At 33.6% G+C, this 23,392-nt stretch carries 24 protein-coding genes; 22 read left to right on the top strand and 2 right to left on the bottom strand.

Going from position 1 to position 23,392, the window contains the following annotated elements:
* Positions 1–64 precede the first annotated feature (64 nt).
* The 21 genes from gcvH (at position 65) to tsaB (ending at position 18,754) form a co-directional block, all read left to right on the top strand.
* Positions 65–445 (top strand): glycine cleavage system protein GcvH, encoded by a 381-nt coding sequence (gene gcvH / locus HRU50_RS08350; RefSeq protein ID WP_296350099.1) that lies wholly within the window; start codon positions 65–67, stop codon positions 443–445.
* Positions 435–800, top strand: coding sequence for a VanZ family protein (locus tag HRU50_RS08355; RefSeq protein WP_296350101.1), 366 nt, complete (start codon positions 435–437; stop codon positions 798–800). Before gcvH ends, HRU50_RS08355 begins: the two co-directional genes overlap by 11 nt.
* A 64-nt stretch (positions 801–864) precedes the next feature.
* Positions 865–1,593, top strand: a complete 729-nt coding sequence (locus HRU50_RS08360) for an energy transducer TonB (protein WP_296350103.1) — start codon at positions 865–867, stop codon at positions 1,591–1,593.
* 115 nt (positions 1,594–1,708) lie between these two features.
* Complete coding sequence (locus tag HRU50_RS08365) at positions 1,709–2,503, top strand: energy transducer TonB (RefSeq protein ID WP_296350105.1); 795 nt, start codon at positions 1,709–1,711, stop codon at positions 2,501–2,503.
* A 124-nt stretch (positions 2,504–2,627) separates the two neighbouring features.
* Positions 2,628–4,730 (top strand): gliding motility protein RemB, encoded by a 2,103-nt coding sequence (locus tag HRU50_RS08370; RefSeq protein WP_296350107.1) that lies wholly within the window; start codon positions 2,628–2,630, stop codon positions 4,728–4,730.
* Between the two features lie 110 nt (positions 4,731–4,840).
* A complete protein-coding gene (cyoE, locus tag HRU50_RS08375; protein WP_366927367.1) occupies positions 4,841–5,734 on the top strand; it encodes a heme o synthase in 894 nt (297 codons plus the stop codon).
* Positions 5,735–5,736: 2 nt separating this feature from the next.
* The gene (locus HRU50_RS08380; RefSeq protein WP_296350109.1) at positions 5,737–6,336 is read left to right on the top strand and encodes a cytochrome c oxidase subunit 3; all 600 of its coding nucleotides are present in this window, start codon (positions 5,737–5,739) and stop codon (positions 6,334–6,336) included.
* A gap of 40 nt (positions 6,337–6,376) precedes the next feature.
* Entirely contained in the window at positions 6,377–7,378 is a 1,002-nt protein-coding gene (locus HRU50_RS08385; RefSeq protein ID WP_296350111.1) for a cytochrome c oxidase subunit 3, read from the top strand.
* Between the two features lie 21 nt (positions 7,379–7,399).
* Complete coding sequence (locus tag HRU50_RS08390) at positions 7,400–7,846, top strand: cytochrome C oxidase subunit IV family protein (protein ID WP_296350113.1); 447 nt, start codon at positions 7,400–7,402, stop codon at positions 7,844–7,846.
* A gap of 130 nt (positions 7,847–7,976) precedes the next feature.
* Positions 7,977–8,669: a hypothetical protein gene (locus tag HRU50_RS08395; protein ID WP_296350115.1), complete on the top strand. Its 693-nt coding sequence runs from the start codon at positions 7,977–7,979 to the stop codon at positions 8,667–8,669.
* Positions 8,662–9,411 carry an SCO family protein gene (locus tag HRU50_RS08400; protein ID WP_296350117.1) on the top strand — a complete coding sequence of 250 codons (750 nt, stop codon included), beginning with the start codon at positions 8,662–8,664 and terminating at the stop codon, positions 9,409–9,411. Before HRU50_RS08395 ends, HRU50_RS08400 begins: the two co-directional genes overlap by 8 nt.
* Positions 9,412–9,453: 42 nt before the next feature.
* Positions 9,454–10,041, top strand: a complete 588-nt coding sequence (locus HRU50_RS08405; protein WP_296350118.1) for a DUF420 domain-containing protein — start codon at positions 9,454–9,456, stop codon at positions 10,039–10,041.
* Positions 10,042–10,043: 2 nt separating this feature from the next.
* Positions 10,044–10,280, top strand: a complete 237-nt coding sequence (locus HRU50_RS08410) for a hypothetical protein (RefSeq protein WP_296350120.1) — start codon at positions 10,044–10,046, stop codon at positions 10,278–10,280.
* A gap of 122 nt (positions 10,281–10,402) precedes the next feature.
* Positions 10,403–11,104, top strand: coding sequence for an ABC transporter ATP-binding protein (locus tag HRU50_RS08415; RefSeq protein ID WP_296350122.1), 702 nt, complete (start codon positions 10,403–10,405; stop codon positions 11,102–11,104).
* Positions 11,097–12,341: an ABC transporter permease gene (locus tag HRU50_RS08420; protein ID WP_296350124.1), complete on the top strand. Its 1,245-nt coding sequence runs from the start codon at positions 11,097–11,099 to the stop codon at positions 12,339–12,341. The genes HRU50_RS08415 and HRU50_RS08420 overlap by 8 nt, the downstream gene beginning before the upstream one ends.
* A 1-nt stretch (position 12,342) precedes the next feature.
* A complete protein-coding gene (locus HRU50_RS08425; RefSeq protein ID WP_296350127.1) occupies positions 12,343–13,602 on the top strand; it encodes an ABC transporter permease in 1,260 nt (419 codons plus the stop codon).
* 22 nt (positions 13,603–13,624) lie between these two features.
* A complete protein-coding gene (locus HRU50_RS08430; RefSeq protein WP_296350129.1) occupies positions 13,625–14,785 on the top strand; it encodes an efflux RND transporter periplasmic adaptor subunit in 1,161 nt (386 codons plus the stop codon).
* A 51-nt stretch (positions 14,786–14,836) separates the two neighbouring features.
* Positions 14,837–16,177 (top strand): TolC family protein, encoded by a 1,341-nt coding sequence (locus tag HRU50_RS08435; protein ID WP_296350131.1) that lies wholly within the window; start codon positions 14,837–14,839, stop codon positions 16,175–16,177.
* A 6-nt stretch (positions 16,178–16,183) separates the two neighbouring features.
* Positions 16,184–17,500, top strand: coding sequence for an efflux RND transporter periplasmic adaptor subunit (locus HRU50_RS08440; protein WP_296350133.1), 1,317 nt, complete (start codon positions 16,184–16,186; stop codon positions 17,498–17,500).
* Between the two features lie 45 nt (positions 17,501–17,545).
* On the top strand, positions 17,546–18,073 hold the full coding sequence (locus HRU50_RS08445) for a hypothetical protein (RefSeq protein WP_296350135.1): 528 nt from the start codon (positions 17,546–17,548) through the stop codon (positions 18,071–18,073).
* A gap of 9 nt (positions 18,074–18,082) precedes the next feature.
* Positions 18,083–18,754 carry a tRNA (adenosine(37)-N6)-threonylcarbamoyltransferase complex dimerization subunit type 1 TsaB gene (tsaB, locus tag HRU50_RS08450; RefSeq protein ID WP_296350138.1) on the top strand — a complete coding sequence of 224 codons (672 nt, stop codon included), beginning with the start codon at positions 18,083–18,085 and terminating at the stop codon, positions 18,752–18,754.
* On the opposite strand, the gene HRU50_RS08455 is transcribed toward tsaB, so the two are convergent.
* Both HRU50_RS08455 and HRU50_RS08460 read right to left on the bottom strand, forming a co-directional pair.
* Entirely contained in the window at positions 18,751–19,557 is an 807-nt protein-coding gene (locus HRU50_RS08455) for a mechanosensitive ion channel domain-containing protein (RefSeq protein WP_296350140.1), read from the bottom strand. The two genes, tsaB and HRU50_RS08455, sit on opposite strands and share 4 nt — an antisense overlap.
* A 72-nt stretch (positions 19,558–19,629) precedes the next feature.
* Positions 19,630–20,532, bottom strand: coding sequence for a NifU family protein (locus HRU50_RS08460; protein ID WP_296350173.1), 903 nt, complete (start codon positions 20,530–20,532; stop codon positions 19,630–19,632).
* Between the two features lie 221 nt (positions 20,533–20,753).
* Here HRU50_RS08460 and HRU50_RS08465 point away from each other — a divergent pair.
* The coding region (locus HRU50_RS08465; RefSeq protein ID WP_296350142.1) for a choice-of-anchor L domain-containing protein at positions 20,754–23,392 on the top strand (2,639 nt) is incomplete at its 3' end.

Raw genomic sequence — 23,392 nt, forward strand, 5'->3', positions numbered from 1 at the left:
TTTTTTTGAAAACGAGCAATTAAAAAATTACTTTTGTTTTTTTAATATACAACAACAGAAAAAGATGAATTTACCATCAGAATTAAAGTACACCAAAGATCACGAGTGGATAAAGATTGAAGGTGAAATAGCTACCGTAGGAATTACTGATTTTGCTCAAAGTGAATTAGGCGATATTGTTTATGTTGAAGTAGATACTTTAGATGAAACTTTAGACGCGGAAGAAGTGTTTGGAACCGTTGAAGCTGTGAAAACCGTTTCGGATTTGTTTTTGCCTTTAACAGGTGAGATCGTTGAATTTAATGAAGGTTTGGAAGATGAACCGGAGAAAGTAAATTCAGATCCGTATGGTGATGGTTGGATGATAAAAGTTAAATACTCTGATGCTTCAGAAATTGAGAACTTACTTTCAGCTGAAGATTACAAAGCACTTATTGCTGGTTAGAAATCTACTTTTACTATTAGCAGTTACATACACTATAATTTTAGTTACTGTAACGTTGATAGATTTAAGTGGTGTACCAAGTCTTGGATCATCATTTGATGACAAGATTTATCATTTCCTAGCATATTCTGTTCTTAGTATTATGTGGGTTTTATATTTTAAAACTTATCCTAAGAAATTAAAGATTTGGGGAATATTGTTTTGGTTGCTTTTGTTTGGAGTTACTCTTGAGTTGATTCAAAATAAACTAAATCCAAATAGAACTTATGATTTTATAGATCTTTTAGCAAATTGCTTTGGTGTTGTTTTTGGCACGTTACTTGCTTCTAGATTAAATATATTAAAGTTAAATTAATTCTAAGTGTTGCTTTTTGTGTTAATATTTAATTAAATTAGCAACTCTTACAAAAGAAAAAATTATGGAACCTAAAAAGAATCCAAAATCAGACGTAAGCCGCAACAGTTCACTGTTTTTCGCGGTTGGTCTTGCCTTAATGTTAGGTGTAGCATATATGGCAATAAACTATAAGACATATGAAAAAAGTGATATCGCAGTTGATACACTTAATTTAGATGATGATTTAGAGGAAGATGTGCCTATTACTGAGCAAATTGCGACACCACCACCTCCACCACCTCCACCACCTGCAGCTCCTGAAGTCATTGAGGTAGTTGAAGATGAGGTTGAAGTTGAAGAAACTGTAATCCAAGATACAGAAGTTGATATGGAGACTGAAGTAGCTGAGGTTGAAGATATCGTAGAAGAAGAAGTAGAAGAAATCCTTGAAGTACCTTTTCACGTAATTGAGAACGTGGCTATTTTTCCTGGTTGTGAAAAGAAAAAGGGTAATGCGGCTAAAAAGGACTGTATGAACAAATTGGTAAATAAATTCATTTCAAGAAAATTTAATACAGATTTGGCCCAAGATTTAGGACTAACACCTGGAAAGAAAAGAATATTTGTCCAATTTAAAGTTGACAGAAGCGGAAACGTAACTAACATCGTGGCACGTGGTCCACATCCAGCATTAGAAAAGGAGGCTAAAAAAGTAATCGGTAAGTTGCCTAAAATGCAACCTGGAAAACAAAGGGGTAAAGCTGTGGTAATGCCATTCTCTATTCCAATTACATTCCAAGTACAAGATTAGCTTTAAGTTAAGATAACATTAAATATAAAAATCCCGTTCAATTATTTTGGACGGGATTTTCTTTTGGTATGCTTATTGTGACTTTATCATAATATTAACATTTTAAATAATAATTATGAAAAGTTCTAAAAAGAATTTCAAGAGTGTTGGTCAGAACACACTTGAAGAAAAAAAGTCCAACAAGCATGATGCAAATCTACAAAAAAACTCAACCCTATATTTTCAAATAGGATTGATACTTTGTTTGTTAGGTACCTATGCACTTTTTGAAATGGAATTTCAGGATAAAAAGTTTATTCCTGATACGGCAGCGACGGAAGAGGTTGCGTTAATTGATGTTGCACCAGAATTTAAGGTAGAGCAAGTAAAGGTGAAGGAAACTAAGCCAAAGGTAGATAGAGCAACAGAAGTAAAAGATAAAATAAAAGAAGTGCCAGATGACACACCAAAGTATGAAGAAAAATTAATGATTACAGATCCAACAGATGATTTTGAGCCTGTTGAGATTGGTACTTTAAGTGAGGAAGAAGATCCTGAAGATGAAAATGTTGTGGTGCCTTTTATAGATATTCAATCTGTACCAATTTATCCTGGTTGTGAAAAGTATAAAACTAACGATAAGAGAAAAAAATGTATGTCAAAGAAGGTACAAAAGTTAGTGCTCAAGAAATTTAATACAGATTTAGGGTCAGAATACGGTTTATCCGGCAAACAAACGATTCAAACCCAATTTACTATTGATAAAAATGGTAAAGTAATAGATGTAAAAGTGCGTGCACCTCATCCTAAATTAGAAAGTGAAGCACGTAGAGTTATAAATAAAATACCTCAAATGATACCTGGTTCTCAAAGAGATGTGCCTGTAGGTGTGCTGTATACCTTACCAATCACTTTCCAGGTGATAAACTAGATAAGTTTAGTTGATATAAATTAAGCCGTTATTATTGTTGATAACGGCTTTTTTATTGAAATAGAATACTATCAGTTAGAAATAAAAAATAAGTATCTTTCGCTTAAATAAATAGTAATATTTAATGAAACATTTCTGGCTATTTTCTTTATTAGTTCTTTCGTCCTACGGTTGGACACAGAATATTTCCGCATATGAAAAACCACCTGTTTTTGAAGCTTGCAATCAAGAAGATGTTCAAGATTTAAAGACATGTTTTAATTTTACACTTAACACATTCATTTTTGAGAATTTCCAAATTCCTGAAGTAGTAAACAAAGAGAATTATCAAGGTGATATCCAAGTTTTGTTTGAAGTAAATGTAGAGGGACAATTCAAGATTATATATATCGATGCAATTTATGAGGAGTTAAAGAGAGAGAGCGAACGTGTGTTTCAAATGCTGCCTCAAATAAAACCAGCGACATATAACGGTGAACCAATCTTTTCTCAATATTCTGTTAGTATATCCATTCCACTAAAAGCACCACTAAAACAAGAGAATGGGAGTTTAAATGAAACAGTTGATGCAAATAATGATTTAAATGCAACATTATCTAATGAATTTGATAGCGTAAATGCTCAAATTACACCTTACGTAGATTTAGAATATAGTAGTGTTTTAAATATTCCATTCACTCATTCTTATTATGCACGGTTTGATGATGAAATGAATGCAATTGGCACCAATAGTCATACAGCAGCGAAACCATTTATTTATTCAGATGTAGCTAAGTATTATGATATAAAGACTGAAAAAGAAACACTCGTGAAGCAGACCGATTCCTGGATTGGAAGAAAGTTATATAATGAGCATTTGGTTGAAGTACAAGGCAAGGATTATTGGTTTACTGTAGATCCTATATTAGACCTACAAGTAGGTTCTGATTCTGAAGCGGATTATAGTACTTGGAATAATACTAGAGGAATTTTTATTCAAGCAGGATTAGGTAAACGCTTTAATTTGTCCACTTCAGTTTATGAAAGTCAAGGTCGGTTTGCAGAATACTTTAATAATTATGCAGAGAGTTTAAAGGCTTTTGGGCCAGATCCTGCTGTCATTCCGGGTCGAGGAATAGCCAAAAGGTTTAAAGAAAACTCATATGATTATCCTGTTGCAGAAGCTTACTTGTCTTATACACCAGCAGATTTTTTAAATATTCAATTTGGTCATGGCAAGAATTTTATAGGTGATGGGTACAGATCATTATTTCAAAGTGATGTTGCTAGCCCTTATCCGTTTCTAAAATTAAATTCTAGTTTTTGGAAGATAAAATATACGAGCACATGGATGTGGTTAAAAGATGTAAGAGATGCAGTTACGGTTGATGGTGCATTTTTTACAAAATATATAGCTAATCATTACTTAAGCTGGAATGTTTCTAAGCGTCTTAATATCGGATTGTTCGAGTCTGTTATGTGGGCTGACACTAATAATAGAGGTTTTGATGTCAATTATCTTAATCCGATTATCTTCTTTAGAGCTATTGAGTTTCAGACAGGTCAAGATGCCGGAAATGCAATATTAGGATTAAGTGCAAAATATAAATGGAATAATAAGGTCAATATATATGGACAGTTTGTGGTTGATGAATTCTCATTAAGTGACATCAGTGGTGGGGAAAAAAGCTGGAAAAATAAATTAGGTTTTCAATTAGGTGTCAAATATTATAATGCATTTAAAGTTGATAATTTATTATTACAAGCAGAGTATAATCAAGTGAGACCATACACATATGCGCATAATTCTATAATACTTAACTATGCGCATTTTAATCAACCAATGGCGCATCTTTGGGGTTCTAATTTTAGAGAATTAGTTCTTATAGGACGGTATAACTATAAGAGATGGTTTGCAGATGCCAAAGTTATTTTTGGAGAAAGAGGCTTTGATTTTAATACACCAGAGGACAGTTTTAATTATGGTGGAAATATTTATGGTGACGAGGATATACGAGTTTCCGATACTGGGATCGAAATTGCTCAAGGAAATAAAACCAGTAGTTTTATTACAGAGCTACAAGCAGGATATCTCATTAATCCTCAAACAAATTTAAAACTGTTTACCAATATCATCTACAGAGACTTTAATCCGCAAGCCATAACAGCTTCAACAACGAGTTCAAACACTTTATGGTTTAGCATAGGTGTAAGAACAGATCTATTTAATTGGTATAACGATTTTTAGTATTGGTAATAGAGTTATTTTAAATAGAATAAATCTCAAATCTGGCATTGGTTAGAAGTATTTTTCAAACTATCTTTGCACTCGCTAAGAAAAGAAATAATCGTTAAGATTTGAGTAATATAAAATCTACAATTTCAGCACCTTCTGTACTCACCGATTTTAAGGAAATCACTAAAATGGGATTGTCCATAAGTGTAGTGTTCTCTGCTATTGCAGGTTACTTATTAGGTGCAGTTGAAATAAACTTTAATGTCGTTTTACTTTTAGCATTAGGCGGCTATTTTATGGTTGGTGCTTCAAATGCCTTTAATCAAATTATTGAGCGAGATTTGGATGCTTTGATGGATCGTACCAAAAACAGACCAATTCCGGCTGGGAGAATGTCAGTAACCACAGCTTTTATTATTGCTAGTTTATTTACAGTATTAGGATTAGTCACACTTTATATAATAAACCCTAAAACCGCAATGTGGGGTGCAATTTCAATTTTTTTATACACTAGTGTTTATACTCCTTTAAAAACAAAGACTCCATTAGCTGTTTTTGTTGGTGCCTTGCCAGGAGCCATTCCTTTTATGTTGGGTTGGGTTGCTGCTAGAGGCGAATTCGGAATTGAGCCCGGAACATTATTTGCGATACAGTTTTTCTGGCAATTTCCTCATTTTTGGGCAATAGGCTGGTTTTTGTATGAAGATTATAAAAAAGGGGGATTTTTTATGTTGCCTACAGGAAAACCAGATAAAGGTACAGCGGTTCAAATAATCTTATACAGTGTATGGACAATATTGGCGTCTATTATTCCGGTATTTGGTTTTACAGGCGAACTGAAATTAACAATTGTTGGTGCGATTTTAGTATTCGGTTTGGGTGTACTTATGCTAGTTTATGCATTAAAACTTTTTCAGAAACGAACAGTTAAGGCAGCGAAGCAGTTAATGTTATCTAGCGTTTTTTATATAACGATGCTTCAGATTATTTATGTAGCAGATAAATTTTTGAGATAGAAATGGATTTAACACAAGGTACAGAGAAGGAGAAGAATGCGAGATCAAAGAAAATGATGCTTTGGTTTGGGATAGGTTCACTAATAATGTCATTTTCGGCATTAATCAGTGCATTTATTGTAAGTTCAAAACAACGAAAAGATAAAGATTGGTTATTAAATTATGAATTACCTGATGCTTTTTTAGTAAGTGTAGGTGTCATTTTATTAAGTAGTCTAACGTTCATTTTAGCTAAAAAAGCTCTAAAAAATAACGATATAAAGATGACTACTATATGGCTATTGGTTACTTTGGTGTTGGGTATTGGATTTGTTTACAGTCAATTTGAAGGATTTAATCAAATTATAAGTAATGGTTACAATTTTACAGGTCCAACAAGTAACATTACGATGTCTTACATTTATTTGATAGCAATTGTCCACATAGGACACGTTATTGCTGGGTTGTTATCAATAATTGTTGTTATTTATAATCATTTTAAACAAAAGTACAATCCCAATAATATGTTGGGTTTAGAACTTGCTGCTAATTTCTGGCATTTCGTAGACCTGCTTTGGCTTGTGCTCTTTTTGTTTTTATATTTTTTTAGAGATATAATTTGATTATTTTTGTCCAATCTTAAAAAAAAATTAAATCAATTTTATGGATTCTACAGTAGTTGGTACTGGCACAGAAGGAAATACTTGGGATGGAGGTAATAAGCCTTTAAAAGCAAGTTATGGTAAGATGATGATGTGGTTCTTCATTTTGTCTGATGCATTAACATTTTCTGGTTTCTTGGCGGCCTATGGTTTCTCAAGATTTAAATTTATAAAGGAATGGCCTATTGCAGATGAGGTGTTCACTCACGTTCCGTTTTTACATGGACAAGAATTACCAATGATCTATGTGGCATTTATGACCTTTATTCTTATTATGTCTTCTGTAACTATGGTACTAGCTGTAGATGCAGGTCATCACATGAATAAGGCCAAAGTGACGCTTTACATGTTCTTAACCATCATTGGTGGTTTAATATTCGTTGGATCTCAGGCTTGGGAATGGGCAACATTTATTCAAGGTGATTACGGTGCTGTTCAAACTAAAGGTGGTAATATCTTACAGTTTGGTAAATATGAGACTGTAGATGGTAAAGAAAAATTCAAAAGAGTTTCAATAGAAGATTTAGCGATTGCTACAGCATCTGAAAGAACTCAACACGAACGTAAAAACGGTCTTTGGTATGTTGATGAATCTCCATTACCACCATTCAGTGTGAATGAAATATATGAAGGGTTAAAGGCCAATGAAGATGTATTAGTTCGCACACAAATCATAAATGAAGAAGGTGAGAAAACAATCCTATCTAGAGAAGAATCGTTAAAAAGGATAAAAGAAGATGGTAAGTTGGTTGTTAAAGGTGCTAACCTAGTAGTCAATGAATATGGTACATCACTGTTTGCAGACTTCTTTTTCTTTATAACAGGTTTCCACGGATTTCACGTATTTTCAGGAGTGGTAATTAACATCATAATTTTCTTTAATGTAGTTCTTGGAACATACGAAAGAAGAGGAAGCTATGAAATGGTAGAAAAGGTTGGATTGTACTGGCACTTTGTCGATTTAGTTTGGGTATTCGTATTTACATTCTTCTACTTAGTTTAAAAAGCATTTATAAAATAAATTATGGCACACGAGCATAAATTAGAGATATTTAGAGGACTTTGGAAATTCAAGTCCAACACACAAAAAATCTGGGGAGTTTTAGCATTCTTAACTTTTGTAACTGCTATTGAAGTTGTTTTAGGTATTTACAAACCAGATGTATTAATGCATACTTGGATGACTCCGTTTGAAGGTGGCTTTTTTGCAACTTTAGGAAATATCATTTTCTCTGCATTTATTTACATGAAACCTTTAAACTTAATTTTTATCTTGCTTACAATTGTGAAAGCATACTATATTACTTGGGATTTTATGCATATGCGTGATGAAACAAAGGGATTAAGAAGAGCTGTAGTATGGACAGGTGTTTTCTTAATTTGTTATTTAATCTTTATCCTTTTACAAGAAGGTGGTTATGTGTTTGGAGTTTATAACGGTGAAGACGCATTAATAAAAAGAGATTTCTAAGGATTTTAAAGTCAAAGAACTATAGAATTTAGCAATGTATGAAGTGCTAAATAAGATATTAAAAAGGTGTTTTGTCTAAACCACCTTTTTTATTTTTGCAAAACAAATTTAGACACTCTTAAAGATGAATATGAAAAAGACAAAACGGTATGCTGTATTAAGTATTTTGTTCTTTTTGCCTGTAGCTTTTTTGCTCATGCTCTATCCATCTACTCATAACTATACACCATTAGAAATTGTAAATAACAACGTTACTGATTTTTACAGTCAGGAAGATGTAAAATTACAAGATCATATCACAGTTTTAGCGTTTTTTGGTAAAAAGCCTTTAGATAATTCAATTGCTGCCTCCAATTTAAAAGAACTTGTTTACGATAAGTTTAAAGGTTTCAAAAAGTTTCAGGTTGTAGTAGTCGCACCAAAGGGTTTTGAGGATTATTATAAGGAGTTAAAAGCTGAAGTAGAACGTTACGAAGAGTTAAAGTTTTGGCACTATCTATATCTGTCAGAAGATGAGATTAAAGCTGTTTTTAAAAGTTTATTGTTTGAAGAGAATCTTGACGAAAATTTGTCTACAGATCACGTTTTTGTGATTGACAAAGAAAGAAATCAAAGAGGAAGAACAGATGATAGAGAAGAGAAAGAGATCGAAAAAAACATACCTGTATATAGTTTAAGTTCTTATGATTGTATTGAAGTGTCTGAAGTAAAGAACAAAATGATTGATGATGTAAGAATTTTATTTACAGAATATAGACAAAAGCGAAAAGGCAAATTTGTAGATTCTAATAATAGACGATCAAAAGATTTAAAGAATGAGTAAAAAGAATAATTATTCATATGTAAGTATTGCATTTATAATTTTGGTCTTTGGTATACTTGTTATACCCAAAATTATTAATCGTATAAGTGACGGCGATGTCACTAGAGATGAAAGTAGAAGTAATGAGGTGTCTTCAACAACACCAAAAAAGAAAAGTGACTTAGCTTATTTAGAAATTAATAATGAACCTAAGAAAGTACCTGCATTCAGTTTTACAAATCAAGATGGTAAAACAATAACCAATAAAGATTTTTTAGGTAAAGTCTATGTTGTAGAGTTCTTTTTCACAACATGTCCTACTATATGTCCTATAATGAATAGGAATTTAGTAGAGGTGCAAAATCACTTTAAAGATTTTGAAGAGTTTGGAGTAGCATCATTTACCATAAACCCTGATGTGGATACGCCAGAAGTATTAAAAGCATATGCTGAGAATTACAAAATTACCAATCCAAATTGGCATCTAATGACAGGTGAAGAGGAAACTATTTACTCGCTGGCTAATGACGGATTTAACTTGTTTACAGCACGAGATGAAACAGTAGAAGGTGGTTTTGAGCATTCAGGTAATTTTGCATTAATAGATAAGGAAGGTTTTATTAGATCTCGTAGAGATAACTTCGGTAATCCATTGATTTTTTATAATGGACTAATATCAGAATCAGAAGCTATGGATGATGAAGGTATTCCGCAAGAAATAACCATATTAAAAGAAGACATCGCTAAATTATTAAAAGAGTAATCAAAAAAAAGCGCCTTAAAAGGTGTTGTTTATTATCCTAATATGAATAAAGTAGACTTAGATAAAGAGAAAAAATATAATAAATGGATTGTTGTATTGTCAATAGTTATTCCATTGGCAGTTGCAGCCTTGTTCGGCATTAATTTGAGAGAATTGGGCTTTGATGTTCAGCCTTTAACAATGTTACCTCCCGTATATGCGGCAATAAATGGTTTTACAGCAATATTGTTAATTGTAGCACTAATAGCCATTAAAAATAAGAACATCGTTTTGCATGAAAATTTAATGCGAACGGCCATTTGGTGTTCTGTTGTTTTTCTAGTGTTGTATGTGGCATATCATATGACAAGTGATTCTACAATGTTTGGTGATATAAATCATGACGGCAATCTTGATGTTTCAGAAAAAGAGGCAATAGGATCAACGAGATACATCTATTATTTCATATTAATTACGCATATTTTATTGTCTATTGTTGTAATCCCTTTTGTTTTAGTGACTTATGTGAGAGCTATAACAAATAATATAGAAAGGCATAAGAAAATAGCCAAGATCACATTCCCAATATGGCTTTATGTTGCTGTAACAGGTGTAATTGTGTACTTTATGATTTCACCATATTACATGTAATTATGAAGCGTAAATTCTTCCTTTTACTTTTTTTATTTGTGTTTTGTGTTGAAGTGAATGCACAATGCGCTATGTGCAGAGCAGTTTTAGAAAGTGGGGAGGAACAATCTGCCGCAGAAGGTATTAATGATGGTATCATGTTCTTAATGGCAATTCCATATATTTTGGTTGGTACAATAGGTTATATAGTCTACAAAACCTATAAAAAATCCCCAAATTCAGAAACTATTGAAGAATAACTGTAACATAATTGTGTTTCAGTAGTCTTAGTTATAAGAGTTTGTAAAAGAAGTCTTAACAATTTGTTGGCACATCAACCTTGTTATATTTCTTAAAATTGCACTTAATAACCAATCAACTTATGATCCAGATAAAGGATTTGCACAAGTCTTATCATATGGGGAGCAATACGCTTCACGTATTAAAAGGAATTAATTTCGAAGTAAAAGAAGGAGAACTGGTTTCTATTATGGGTTCTTCAGGATCAGGTAAGTCTACATTGCTTAATATACTCGGTATGCTAGATGAAGCTGATGAAGGTGAATATATTCTCGATGGTGTTCCTATAAAAAATCTTAATGAGAAGATTGCTGCCAAATACAGAAACGAATTTTTAGGCTTCATATTTCAATCTTTCAATTTAATAAATTACAAAAGTGCTTTAGATAACGTCTCCATGCCATTGTATTATAAAGGTATTAAACGCAAGGAACGCAATGAAAAGGCACTACACTATCTCGAAAAAGTTGGTCTGGCAGACTGGTCACATCATTTACCAAGTGAATTGTCAGGTGGACAAAAACAACGTGTAGCCATCGCTAGAGCCCTAGCGAGTGATCCTAAAGTCTTATTAGCAGATGAACCTACAGGTGCCTTAGATACAAAAACATCTTATGAGGTAATGGAATTAATCCAAGGTATCAACGATGACGGCAAAACTATTCTAGTTGTAACTCACGAACATGATATCGCTCAAATGACAAAGCGTATAGTTAATCTAAAGGATGGTATTATTATAGACGATAGCCCAGTAGAACAAGTTAGAGCAAAACAGTATGTTTAACGTAGAACGTTGGCAAGAAATATTCGAAACACTTCGCAAAAATAAGTTGCGTACTTTTTTAACTGGACTTTCGGTGGCTTCGGGTATTTTTATTTTGGTGATTTTACTTGGAGTGAGTTCTGGATTAAAAAACGGTGTTACTTCAGAGTTTCAGCAAGATGCTACTAATGAAATTGGGGTAAGAACTAGAATTACCACAAAAGGTTATAAGGGACTCAATCCTGGACGAAGAATTCAGTTAAAAAACGAAGACTTCGATATGCTAACCAATACCTATGATGATTATTTAGAGTACAGATCTTCTAATTATAATATTTGGGGAGGACAAACTACTTATAAAAATGAGTCAGGAAATTATACGTTAAGAGGTATGATGCCAGATGGTCAGTTTATTGAAAATTGTGATGTGCTTACTGGTCGATTTATAAATCAAGCTGACCTTGATGAGGCAAAAAAAGTTGTTGTAATAGGTAAAAAGGTAAAATCAGATTTATTTAAAGATGAAGACCCAATAGATAAGTACATATCTGTTTGGGGGCTTAATTTTAAGGTGGTTGGTGTTTATACAGATCCTGGAGGTGAGCGCGAGGAAAGTAACATTATGTTACCAATTACGACTGTTCAAAAAGCATTTAATGGTGGAGATGATGTAAGGCATATTGAGTTTACCGTTAAAATGACTGATAATTTTGACGAAACCGTTGCCATTTCTGAGAATTTAGCTAAAGCGATAGAGACAGATTTAAAACAAAAACATCTTATATCGCCAGATGACGATGCAGCTATCAGGGTTTGGAATACTTTAGAAGAAGCTCGAAAGATTTATTCGTTAATTGACACAATAGCCGCTGTATTTTGGTTTATTGGTATCGGAACCATAATTGCAGGTGTAGTTGGCGTTGGTAATATTATGATTATTATAGTGAAAGAGCGAACAAAAGAAATTGGTATAAGAAAAGCTATAGGTGCTCAGCCGTTATCAATTATAGCAATGATTTTACAAGAAGCAATTTTTGTAACAATGTTCTCAGGCTTGTTTGGGTTAATCTTTGGGTTAGGTCTTCTTGAGTTATTAGGTCCACAAGTAGATAGTCCTTTTATTAAATTCCCCCAAGTTGATTTTAGAACTGCTTTAACAACTGTATTTATATTAGTGTTTGCAGGTGCACTAGCGGGGTTTATTCCTGCCTATAGAGCCGCAAAAATTAAACCTATAGTAGCATTAAGAGACGAATAGTATGTTTAATAAAGATCGCTGGTCAGAAATAATTGAGGCATTAAATGCAAATAAGATAAGAACTTTACTTACTGCATTTGGTGTGTTTTGGGGTATAGCAATATTAGTACTTTTGTTAGCTTTAACTAATGGTTTAAGAAATGGGGTGACTGCAGATTTTGGAGATTTTGCAACCAATTCTATGTTTATGTGGACACAAGGCACATCAAAACCATACAAAGGATTACCTAAAAATAGATATTTCAATTATAAAATAGATGATGTTGATGCTCTAAAAGCTGAAGTACCAGAATTAAAATATGTGTCTCCAAGAAATCAATTAGGAGGCTATCAAGGTGCTAATAACGTAATTCGTGGGACAAAAACCGGCGCATTCCAGATTTATGGTGATTATCCTGAGTTTATTAAGCAAAAACCTATGGATATTCTTCAAGGGCGTTTTATAAATTATACAGATATAAATGCCAAAAGAAAAGTATGTGTTATAGGACCAGATGTTGTTAATGGACTCTACGATAAAGGTGAAGATATAATAGGAAGTTACATAAAGATTAACGGAGTTAATTTTATGGTAGTTGGTACTTTCAAGATAAGCAATAGCCAGGGCAACTCAGAAGAAGAGGCAAATACGGTATTTATTCCGTTTACAACATTTAATCAGGCATTTAATTTTGGTGATATAGTTGGTTGGATGGCAATTACTGCTAACGATCAAATAAGTATAACAGCTGTCAAAGAACGCATATTTACATTAATGAGGACTAGACACAAAATACATCCTGAAGACGTAAGAGCTATTGGTCATTTTGATTTGTCAGAGCAGTTTGGTAGAATCAATGGGCTGTTCAATATTCTTTCAGTTGTAGGTTACTTTGTGGGTGCACTTATTTTAATGTCTGGAATTATTGGTATTAGCAATATCATGTTAATCGTGGTCAAAGAACGTACTAAGGAAATTGGGGTGCGAAGAGCTTTGGGAGCCACACCTTGGTCAATTAAAAGTCAAATATTACAAGAAAGTTTAATTCTAACTATTCTTTCAGGTATGGTAGGTATATCGTTTGCAGCTTTGGTGATTTGGGTGATGAATACGGTGTTAGATAATGTTGGTCCAGTAGAGAATTTTGCCAACCCAAGTGTTGGCATGCAGGTCGTATTTACGGCTCTAATAATATTAGTGGTTTCTGGTTTATTAGCAGGATTAATACCCGCAAATAGTGCGACTAAAATGAAACCAGTTGACGCTTTAAGAATAGAATAATAAAAGATAAGAATACATAAAAATGAAAAGAACTACAACCATTATCGTTTTAGCTTTAATAGTGATTGTATTTGGTGCAGCCTTATATTACTTATGGTCTAAAAACCAAGAAGATCCTGTAAGGTATACTACAGAAAAAGCTTCTAAAGAAACTATTGTTGTCAAAACTGTAGCTACCGGAAGCATTGTGCCAGAGGAGGAAGTATTAATCAAGCCAAATATTTCGGGCGTGGTTGATGAAGTTTTTGTTGAAGCTGGAGAATTTGTAAATCAGGGAGATTTAATTGCAAAAATTAGAGTGATTCCCAATGTTTCAAACTTAACTAGCGCAAAGAATAATATTGCCTCAAACCAAACCGCGCTTCAGACAGCCGAGATAAATTATAAAACTCAAAAGGCAATTTATGATAGACAGAAAGAGCTTTTCGAAAAAGGTGTAGTTGCAGCTAATGATTTTGATCAAGTAAATAACACATATTTACAAGCAAAACAACAAGTAGAACAAGCAAGAATAAATGTTCAACAATCACGTCAAAACTATGACATCATAAAAACGGGTACAACTTCTGGGCTTGGTAAAATTGCGCAGACACAAGTTAGAGCAACCGTTGCAGGTATGGTTTTAGATGTTCCAGTAAAAGCTGGAAATCAAGTCATAGAAGCTAACAATTTTAATGAGGGTACTTCCATAGCGTCTCTAGCAGATGTTAAGAAAATGATTTTTGAAGGTAAAGTTGACGAAAGTGAAGTAGGAAAAATTAAAGAAGATTTACCATTAGAGATTACAGTTGGTGCTATTGAAAACCAAAAATTTGATGCTGTATTAGATTATATTGCACCTAAAGGTGTTGAGGAAAATGGTGCTATTCAGTTCGAAATAAAAGGATCTTTGAAAGCCATTGACTCTACATTCATAAGAGCAGGATTAAGTGCAAACGCTTCTATTATTTTAGATAAGGTTGAAGATGTACTGGCGATTAAGGAGGCTTTAGTCCAATATGATCAAGAAACTAAAGAGCCATACGTTGAGGTTGCTATAGGAGATCAAAAGTTTGAAAGAAGAGATGTTGAGTTAGGACTAAGCAATGGAATATATGTAGAAGTTATAAAGGGTCTTTCTGAAACAGATGAAATTAAAGTTTGGAATCAACTTCAGGGTCCACCTCAATACGGAGGACAATAATTTTAAAATTTAGTGTAACACATTACAATATATCAAGACATATATTACATCATGAAAAAATCAATCGTCATTATAGCATTCCTTTTCGGAATTTTTGCACAAGCTCAAGATAAGAAGTGGACGCTTTTAGAGTGTGTGAATTATGCCTTAGAAAATAATATTTCTATTCAGCAGTCAGAGTTAGATGTAGATTTAGCAGAAATAGATAAATTAGGCGCAATAGGCAATTTTTTGCCAAACTTAAACTCGAATGCATCATATAATATTAATACAGGTGCCAATATTAACCCTGCAACAAACCAGTTTGAGAATGCAACATTTAGATCTGCATCGGGTGGAGTTAGTTCAGGTATAAATATTTCTTCCGGATTTGCTAACTGGAAAGCCCTACAGAGAGCAAAATTAAATAAGATAGCTTCAGAGTATCGTTTAGACAAGATGAAGGATGATATTTCACTGATAGTAGCAAATTCATTTTTACAGATATTAGCAAATAGAGAACAACTAAAGGTGCTGCAAGCACAAAATTCAGTCACTAAAGAAAACATTAAAAACACTCAAGATTTGGTTGATGCTGGTGTTTTACCACAAGGTGATTTGTTAGAATTACAAGCAACCGATGCAACACAAGCACAACAAATTATCGCAGCTGAGAATGCACTGTTTATTTCTAAGTTTGGTTTAGCACAAACGTTACAATTAAAAGATTATGAGAATTTTGACATTGTAGATGAAGATTACGGTTTGGTCGCTACAGATATTTTAGACAAAAAACCAGGTGAAATAGCACAAAAAGCTAAAGAAGAAGTAAATGATGTTAAAATTGCAGAGGCCAATTATAATTTAGCTGAAAAGGACTTACAATTGGCAAGAGCAGACTTTTATCCTACACTTAGAGGATTTGTTGGTTACAACACAAGATGGGCAAGTTCTCAAATAAATCCGTTTACAGGTGAAGATATTTCTTTTGTAGATCAATTATATCTCTTTGATGGTACATCAGTTGGTCTTCAACTAAATGTTCCAGTTTTTAATGGATTTAATGTTAGAAATAATGTTAAGAGACAAAAAGTTCAAGTTGAAAGATTAAAGTATCAATTAGAACAAGCAGAATTAGATTTAGAATCTACAGTATACCAGGCTTATAATGATGCTAAGAATTCAAAAAAATCATATGAGGCCGCGGTACAGACTGAAGAAGCTAGACGTTTAGCATTTGAGTATGCTAAAGAACGTTATGACGTTGGTCTTTCTAATTCATTCGACTTTAATCAATCAAGAACAGCATACGAAAACGCGCAATCTGATGTAGTAAGAACAAAATATGATTATATCTTTAGAGTTAAGATTTTAGAATTTTATTTTGGTTTACCAATATCAGTTTTAAATTAATATACAATGAGCAAAACTGCAAAGATAGCTATAGGAGTTATCGCCATTTTACTTATCGCCATTATAGCTGGTGCTAAAATGGGTCTTTTTGGAAAAAAAGGAAACTTTAAAGAAGTTACCGTTAAGGAAGTGAAGTTAATGGATATTGTAGAAACTGTTTCTGCTACTGGTAAAATTCAACCAGAAGTAGAAGTAAAGATTTCTTCAGAGGTATCAGGTGAAATTTTAGAGTTACCATTTAAGGAAGGTCAAGAAGTTAAGAAGGGAGACTTATTGGTAAGAGTTAATCCAGATTTAATACAATCTGCGGTTAATAGAACTCAAGCATCTTATCAAAATTTTAGAGCAAATTTAGAGCAAGCAGAAGCTACTCTAAAACAAGCAAAAGCTGATTATGATAGAAATGAAGCACTTTTTAATAAAGGTGTTATTTCTAAGGCAGATTGGGATAGAGCAATAGCAGCTTATGAGACGGCAGCTGCAGCTAAAAGTTCTGCTTATTATAATGTGCAAAGTGCAGCGGCTAGTGTTAATGAGGCCCAAGATAACTTAACACGTACTACAATTTATGCTCCGATGGATGGTACTATTTCTAAATTAGATGTAGAGTTGGGCGAACGTGTAGTAGGTACCCAGCAAATGGCAGGTACTGAGATATTAAGAGTTGCTAACTTAAACAATATGGAAGTTGAGGTTGATGTTAATGAAAATGATATTGTAAAAGTGAGTATTGGTGATTCAACAATTGTTGAAGTAGACGCTTACTTAAAAAAGGAATTTAAAGGTGTTGTGACGGAAATTGCAAACTCTGCGGCAGGAACTTTAGCAGCAGATCAAGTCACTAACTTTAAAGTGAAAGTAAGAATCCTTGAGGAATCTTATAAGGATTTAACTGAAGGTAAGCCTGAAGGTTATTCACCCTTTAGACCTGGTATGACAGCAACCGTTGATATTATCACGAAAACCAGGAAAGACGCTATTGCTGTACCAATTAGTGCTATTGTAATAAAAACAGATACTAGTTCTGTAAAGAAATCTTACGGTAAAAAGGATGATTCGGATATTGAGGAAGATGATGAGTCTAAAGAGGAAGAAAAGTTTGAATGCGTTTTTGTAAATGTTGATGGTAAGGCAAAATTAAAGGTGGTTGAAACAGGTATACAAGATGATACTAATATAGAAGTTGTTTCTGGTTTAAATAAAGAAGACAAAATCATTACAGGTCCTTATAATATGGTTTCAAAAACCTTAAAGCCTGGCGATATGATTGAAATTAAGAACAAGAAAAAATCTAATAAGTCGGAAGATATTGGCGAAGAATAAATTTTGTAGATCCGCCATCCATTAATATCAATTAAAAATTTAAATATGTTAAAGAAGTTATTCTCACTAGTTTTTGTTGTAGCCTTATTTATTTCATGTAGTAGTTCGGATGATGGTGGAGGTGGTGAAAGCAATTGTGCAGATCCATTAAATCAAACTGCGCAAGGAAATTTTAGAGGCGACAACTTTGTCTCACCTGGTGGTACATTTATTCTTGCACCTGGTGGAAATAATGGATATTCTTGTACAATTTACGTCGAAAATAGGACTAATAACGATTGTGTATTTCCAGAATTTGGAAATGGTCTAGGTGACCAAGATTCAATTAAATTTCTAATAGATGATTTAAGTTTATCATCATATAACTATACCGATACGGGCGGATCAGCTATTAACTTTAATAGAATAGAGGCAAATTCAGTAACTACTACGGCAGAATTTGCAACTTGTGGTACAGTAACCATTACTGCGTATGATGCAAATGCAGAAACTTTAACAGGAACTATTACAGCAAATGGACAAGACGGAAGTCAGATTAATGGAACATTTGTATTAGACCTTTGTGTATTTTAAACATTTACGTTGGCATATATATTAAATATAGAAACAGCAACAACGAATTGTTCAGTCTCTCTGTCTAAAGATGGGGAGATTTTAGTTTTAAAAGAGGATAATAGTGCTGGTTACTCGCATGCAGAAACACTTCACGTATATATTAATGACGTTTTTAATGATGCTAAATTAAACCGAAAAGATGTTGATGCTATTGCGGTAAGTAAAGGTCCTGGGTCTTACACAGGTTTACGTATTGGTGTGTCTTCTGCAAAAGGACTAAGTTATGCTTTAAATAAACCGCTGATTTCTGTAGATACATTAGAGAGTTTAGCGCATCAAGTAAAGATTGATGATGGCCATATTGTGCCAATGCTAGACGCAAGACGCATGGAGGTGTACTCTGCAATTTATAATCACAAACATCAATTATATCGTGAAATAAAAGCTGAGGTACTGACTGAAAATAGTTATAACAAACTGTTAGAAAATGGTAAAGTTTATTTTATTGGTAATGGGGTTGAAAAGACTAAAAATCTTATAAATCATCCTAATGCTTATTACATTGAAGGTAAATTACCATCTGCTAATGAAATGGCTTTGCTTTCGGATATAAAGTATAAAAAAAGCGACATCGAAGATGTCGCCTATTTTGAACCTTATTACTTAAAGGATTTTGTGATCATCAAAAAGAAGTCTTAACCTTGTTTTTGTATTTCTACTGAATGAGGATAAGGGATTTCAATACCAGCAGCATCTAAAGCGATTTTCACATTTTCGTGAACATCAAAATAAACATCCCAATAATCTGCTACATTGGCCCAAGGTCTAACAGCAAAATTAACAGAACTATCAGCGAGTTCAGAAACATTTACAGTTGGCACTGGATCCTTAAGTACTTTTGGATGTGAAGTTAAAACACCCATTAATACATCTTTAGTTTGTTTAATGTCAGCATCGTAACTTACTCCAAAGGTAAGATCAACTCTCAACTGACCTTCTGCTGTATAATTGACAATATTTCCATTAGATAAAGCACCATTAGGGATTATAACCAACTTATTCTCCGGAGTATTAAGCTGTGTTATGAAAATTTGAATCTCCTTAACCACACCCAATTCACCTTGTGCCTCTATTAAATCACCAACTTTAAATGGCTTAAAAATCATTATAAGTGCACCTCCAGCGAAGTTAGATAAGGATCCTTGCAGGGCTAAACCAATGGCTAAACCTGCGGCACCAATGATTGCTGCGAAGGAGGTTGTTGCTACTCCTAGTTTAGAAATTACTGTGACAAATAGTAAAATCTTTAATGTCCAGCTCAAGAGGTTTTCCAAAAATTTTTGTAATGTTTCGTCAACACCACGTTTTTTCATAACGCTTTTGGACATATTAATCACAAACTTGATTAATATTAGACCTATGATTAAAATGGCTAAAGCAGTTAGAACTTTTGGGGTGTAATCTATTAACAGTTCTTTAAATTTTTCTATGTAATCTTCCATATTCTTTTATTTATAGTTTTATGTGTTAGTATGATTTAGAAACAGAAAAAATTCATTGGTCACATTCCACTATTATCCATTTATAGCATTAACAGTTATTGAGGTATCATTAAGCATTTCTCTGAGCATATTTTCTATCCCATTTTTCAAGGTGAAAGTAGAAGACGGGCAACCACTGCACGCACCCTGTAATAAAACTTCTACTTTTTTAGTTTTGTCGTCATAAGATCTGAATTCTATATTTCCACCATCACTTGCTACAGCTGGTTTTACGTATTCTTCAAGAATATTTACAATGTTTTTTGAAGTATCATCCAAAGCCTCAAACTTACGTTCAATAGCTTCTTCAGTCTTATTTAGTTTTTTCGGTGCATCATCATTTAATATAGTTTTTCCTTGCTCTACATAAGATTTAATAAATTCGCGAAGTTGTAGTGTGATCTCTTCCCATTCGATAATATCAAACTTAGTAATGGAGATAAAGTTCTTCTCCATATAAACGTTTTTCACAAAAGGAAACTGAAATAGTTCAGTTGCCAAAGGAGAAGGCTTAGCTTCTTCTATAGATGTAAACTCATACAAATTTGGGACTAACACCTTATTACAAACAAATTTTAAAACACTTGGGTTTGGTGTACTCTCCGCATAAACAGTTACAGCAGCTTTTGGTTTAGAAGCATCCTCAGTAACTACTATACCATTGCCAGACAAGTAATTTTCAATTTGTTCTGCAACTTCATCTTGTACGTCCTTCCATTCAACAATATTATAGCGTTCAACTGCAATGAAATTAGATGCTATATAGACTTTTTTTACAAATGGTAGATAGAATAATTGTTGAGCCAAAGGTGAGTTTTTGGCATCATCAATATTATTAAATTCATAACTATTATGATTAGTTAAAAAGCGGTCTGCTTCAAACTTAATGATAGTTTCGTTAGAAGTGGGTATGATAGATATTTTTGTCATTTCAATTCTTTTTTGCAAAAATATGAAATATCAAAATTATACGTTAAGCCTTTATATTATGTTTTCTAGCTAAATTCTTGAATAGATTGATATAATTTGTTTAAATTTCGTACTTGTTTAAAAATGACATAGTTCAAATTGCGCTCTAAGTTGTTTTAAAAACTAACTAACAGAAAAATAAGGACCTTCTTAGATGTTATTTATAATATCTAACGTCCAATCGACTTATGAAAAAGATATTCTACGCAATAGCATTAGTGCTGTCTTTCATTGGATATTCACAAGATGTTGTAATGGAAAATGGCGTCTTCAATAGATGTGCGCCAGATAGACTTTTAGATTCAGGTGGTGAATTTGGGAATTATGGTGATAATGAGAATTTCACGACAACTATTTGTCCGCAAAACGTTGATGATTTTATAATTTTAGAATTTACTCAATTTGTAACTCAATTGAATGTAGATTTCTTGGTTATTTATGATGGTGATGACACAACCGCACCTGTTCTCGGTACCTTTTCTGGTCCAGTACCAATCGGTACAATATCAGCATCGGATACTAATGTGTCGGGATGTTTAACCTTAGAATTTACATCAGATGGATCTGGTAGTGGCCCTGGTTGGATAGCCAACATTCTATGTGCATCACCTTGTCAAGATATTGTTGCCTCAATTGACGGTACAGTTCCGGAACCGAACGGATCTGGTGTTGTCGTTGTGACACCAGGTGAAAATATAGATTTTTCTGGTAGTGCGACTTTTTCTCAGGATGGAACAGGAGCTAGCTATGAATGGAATTTTGGAGATTTTAATACTGCAACTGGTGAGAATGTTTCTCATTCATATGCAACCGCAGGAACTTATAACGTTACGTTGATTGTAGAAGATACTAATCCTCAGGGCTGTACAGGTTTAGCAAACATAACTGTAATAGTTTTAGGTCCATTCATTGAAGTTGATCAATCAACTTATACTGACGTTCAGTTAATAGAAGATGTTTTAGTTAATAGTCCATGCGCCTCTGTTTCAAACGTAATTAGTTCTACAGGTTCTGATTTTGGCTCTACAAATGGTATTGGTTATTTTGTTAGTGATGGTATAAATTTCAACTTTACAGAAGGTATTCTTTTAACTACTGGAGATGCCGAAAATGCAGAAGGTCCTGAACAAGGTACTCTCAGTGATGGCAATGGCGCTTGGCCTGGTGATACAGATTTAGAAAATGCAATTGGATTAACTCCAGGAATAACTAACAACGCCTCTTTTATCCAGTTCGATTTTGTGCCATTGGCGGATAACATAAGTTTTAATTACATATTTGCTTCTGAAGAATACGGGACTTTTCAATGTAGTTTTACCGATGCATTTGCTTTTTTATTAACTAATAATAATACAGGTGTAACAGAGAATATAGCCATAGTACCTGGTACCACAGATGTGGTTTCCGTTTTAAATGTACGAGACCAAGCACATAATGGTGGTTGTAATTCCGTAAATCCCGAGTTTTTTGACGTGTTTTATGGTGCTACCGGACAACCACCAGCTAATGCACCCATTGATTTTAGAGGATACACAACAAGAATGGCTGCAACTTCTGCAGTGGTACCAAATGATAGTTACACTATAAAATTAGTAATTGCTGATGATCAAGACACAGCATTCGATGCTGCGGTTTTTTTAGAGGCAGGAAGTTTTGATTTAGGTGGTGATTTAGGTGATGATATTACTATTGCAGCTGGTACTGCAGAATGTGGTGGTGAATCAATTACACTTGATACAGGTGTTACAACTGCCAATCACGTTTGGTACTTTGAAGGTACTGAAATACCTGGTGAAACAAGTTCTACAATTACCATTACTCAAGGTGGTACTTATTCCGTAGATGTTGTTTTTACTGGTGTATGTCAAACTTCTGATTCCATTTTGGTTGAGTTTAGACCAAGTCCTCAATTGAATCCTGTGCCTGATTTAATTGGCTGTAGTGCTACGGGTATAGCAGATTTTGATTTAAGTTTAAACGATGATGACGTATTAGGTGTACAAGATCCATTGGATTTTGTAATTAGCTACCATTTATCGGAACAAGATGCTATAGACAATATAGGTGCCTTACCAACAACCTACACGAACACGGTTAATCCACAAGAAATATGGGTGCGTTTGGCAGATAATTCACAAACTTGTTTTATTACAAATTCATTCTTCTTGTCGGCATCTACTCAGCCAACGATAAATACAGTTCCAGATTTAGAATTGTGTGACGACCTTTCAGAAGATGGGATTGAGGAATTCGATTTAAGTTTACAAAGTTTAGGTGTATTAGGGCCACAATCAGATGTTAATTACAATGTTACTTATCACTTAAGTGCAACAGATGCACAGTCTGGTGTAGGTGCTTTACCGTTATTATTTTCTAATACCGTAAATCCACAAGAAATATTTGTAAGAATTGAGAGTGTAACAGATGCCAATTGTTTTAGCGCATCCGCTGTTCCTGAATTTAATTTAGTCGTATTACCACTTGATGATGCTTCTTTTACAATGGATAATATTGAGTGTAATGCAGCTGAAGCTCAAATTACAGGTTTAAACGGTGGAACTTTTGTTTTAAATCCAGATCCAATGGACGGTACCGTAATTGATCCTGTAACAGGTGAAGTTTCAAATGCTGTACCTAATACCGTTTATACTGTTGAGTATACAACCGCTGGAGTTTGTCCGACTTCAGAAACTTTTTCATTCACAACTCTTCCGCCTGACGACTCAACCTTCAGTATAGTTCCTACATGTGAAGGTGGTTTTGTAGACATGGTAGTTACGCCTGGAGGTATATTCAGTTTTAATCCTGATCCTATGGATGGTGTGGT

Source organism: Winogradskyella sp., assembly GCF_013213835.1.
Taxonomy (GTDB): Bacteria; Bacteroidota; Bacteroidia; order Flavobacteriales; family Flavobacteriaceae; genus Winogradskyella.

What these genes read in the sequence shown, in the direction of transcription:
- HRU50_RS08360 (WP_296350103.1), top strand. Translation starts at nt 865, where the DNA reads ATGGAACCTAAAAAGAATCCAAAATCAGACGTAAGCCGCAACAGTTCA.
- HRU50_RS08390 (WP_296350113.1), top strand. Translation starts at nt 7,400, where the DNA reads ATGGCACACGAGCATAAATTAGAGATATTTAGAGGACTTTGGAAATTC.
- HRU50_RS08400 (WP_296350117.1), top strand. Translation starts at nt 8,662, where the DNA reads ATGAGTAAAAAGAATAATTATTCATATGTAAGTATTGCATTTATAATT.
- HRU50_RS08435 (WP_296350131.1), top strand. Translation starts at nt 14,837, where the DNA reads ATGAAAAAATCAATCGTCATTATAGCATTCCTTTTCGGAATTTTTGCA.
- HRU50_RS08385 (WP_296350111.1), top strand. Translation starts at nt 6,377, where the DNA reads ATGGATTCTACAGTAGTTGGTACTGGCACAGAAGGAAATACTTGGGAT.
- HRU50_RS08445 (WP_296350135.1), top strand. Translation starts at nt 17,546, where the DNA reads ATGTTAAAGAAGTTATTCTCACTAGTTTTTGTTGTAGCCTTATTTATT.
- HRU50_RS08395 (WP_296350115.1), top strand. Translation starts at nt 7,977, where the DNA reads ATGAAAAAGACAAAACGGTATGCTGTATTAAGTATTTTGTTCTTTTTG.
- HRU50_RS08430 (WP_296350129.1), top strand. Translation starts at nt 13,625, where the DNA reads ATGAAAAGAACTACAACCATTATCGTTTTAGCTTTAATAGTGATTGTA.
- HRU50_RS08365 (WP_296350105.1), top strand. Translation starts at nt 1,709, where the DNA reads ATGAAAAGTTCTAAAAAGAATTTCAAGAGTGTTGGTCAGAACACACTT.
- HRU50_RS08415 (WP_296350122.1), top strand. Translation starts at nt 10,403, where the DNA reads ATGATCCAGATAAAGGATTTGCACAAGTCTTATCATATGGGGAGCAAT.
- HRU50_RS08410 (WP_296350120.1), top strand. Translation starts at nt 10,044, where the DNA reads ATGAAGCGTAAATTCTTCCTTTTACTTTTTTTATTTGTGTTTTGTGTT.
- HRU50_RS08380 (WP_296350109.1), top strand. Translation starts at nt 5,737, where the DNA reads ATGGATTTAACACAAGGTACAGAGAAGGAGAAGAATGCGAGATCAAAG.
- HRU50_RS08370 (WP_296350107.1), top strand. Translation starts at nt 2,628, where the DNA reads ATGAAACATTTCTGGCTATTTTCTTTATTAGTTCTTTCGTCCTACGGT.
- HRU50_RS08420 (WP_296350124.1), top strand. Translation starts at nt 11,097, where the DNA reads ATGTTTAACGTAGAACGTTGGCAAGAAATATTCGAAACACTTCGCAAA.
- HRU50_RS08455 (WP_296350140.1), bottom strand. Translation starts at nt 19,557, where the DNA reads ATGGAAGATTACATAGAAAAATTTAAAGAACTGTTAATAGATTACACC.
- gcvH (WP_296350099.1), top strand. Translation starts at nt 65, where the DNA reads ATGAATTTACCATCAGAATTAAAGTACACCAAAGATCACGAGTGGATA.
- HRU50_RS08425 (WP_296350127.1), top strand. Translation starts at nt 12,343, where the DNA reads ATGTTTAATAAAGATCGCTGGTCAGAAATAATTGAGGCATTAAATGCA.
- HRU50_RS08440 (WP_296350133.1), top strand. Translation starts at nt 16,184, where the DNA reads ATGAGCAAAACTGCAAAGATAGCTATAGGAGTTATCGCCATTTTACTT.
- HRU50_RS08405 (WP_296350118.1), top strand. Translation starts at nt 9,454, where the DNA reads ATGAATAAAGTAGACTTAGATAAAGAGAAAAAATATAATAAATGGATT.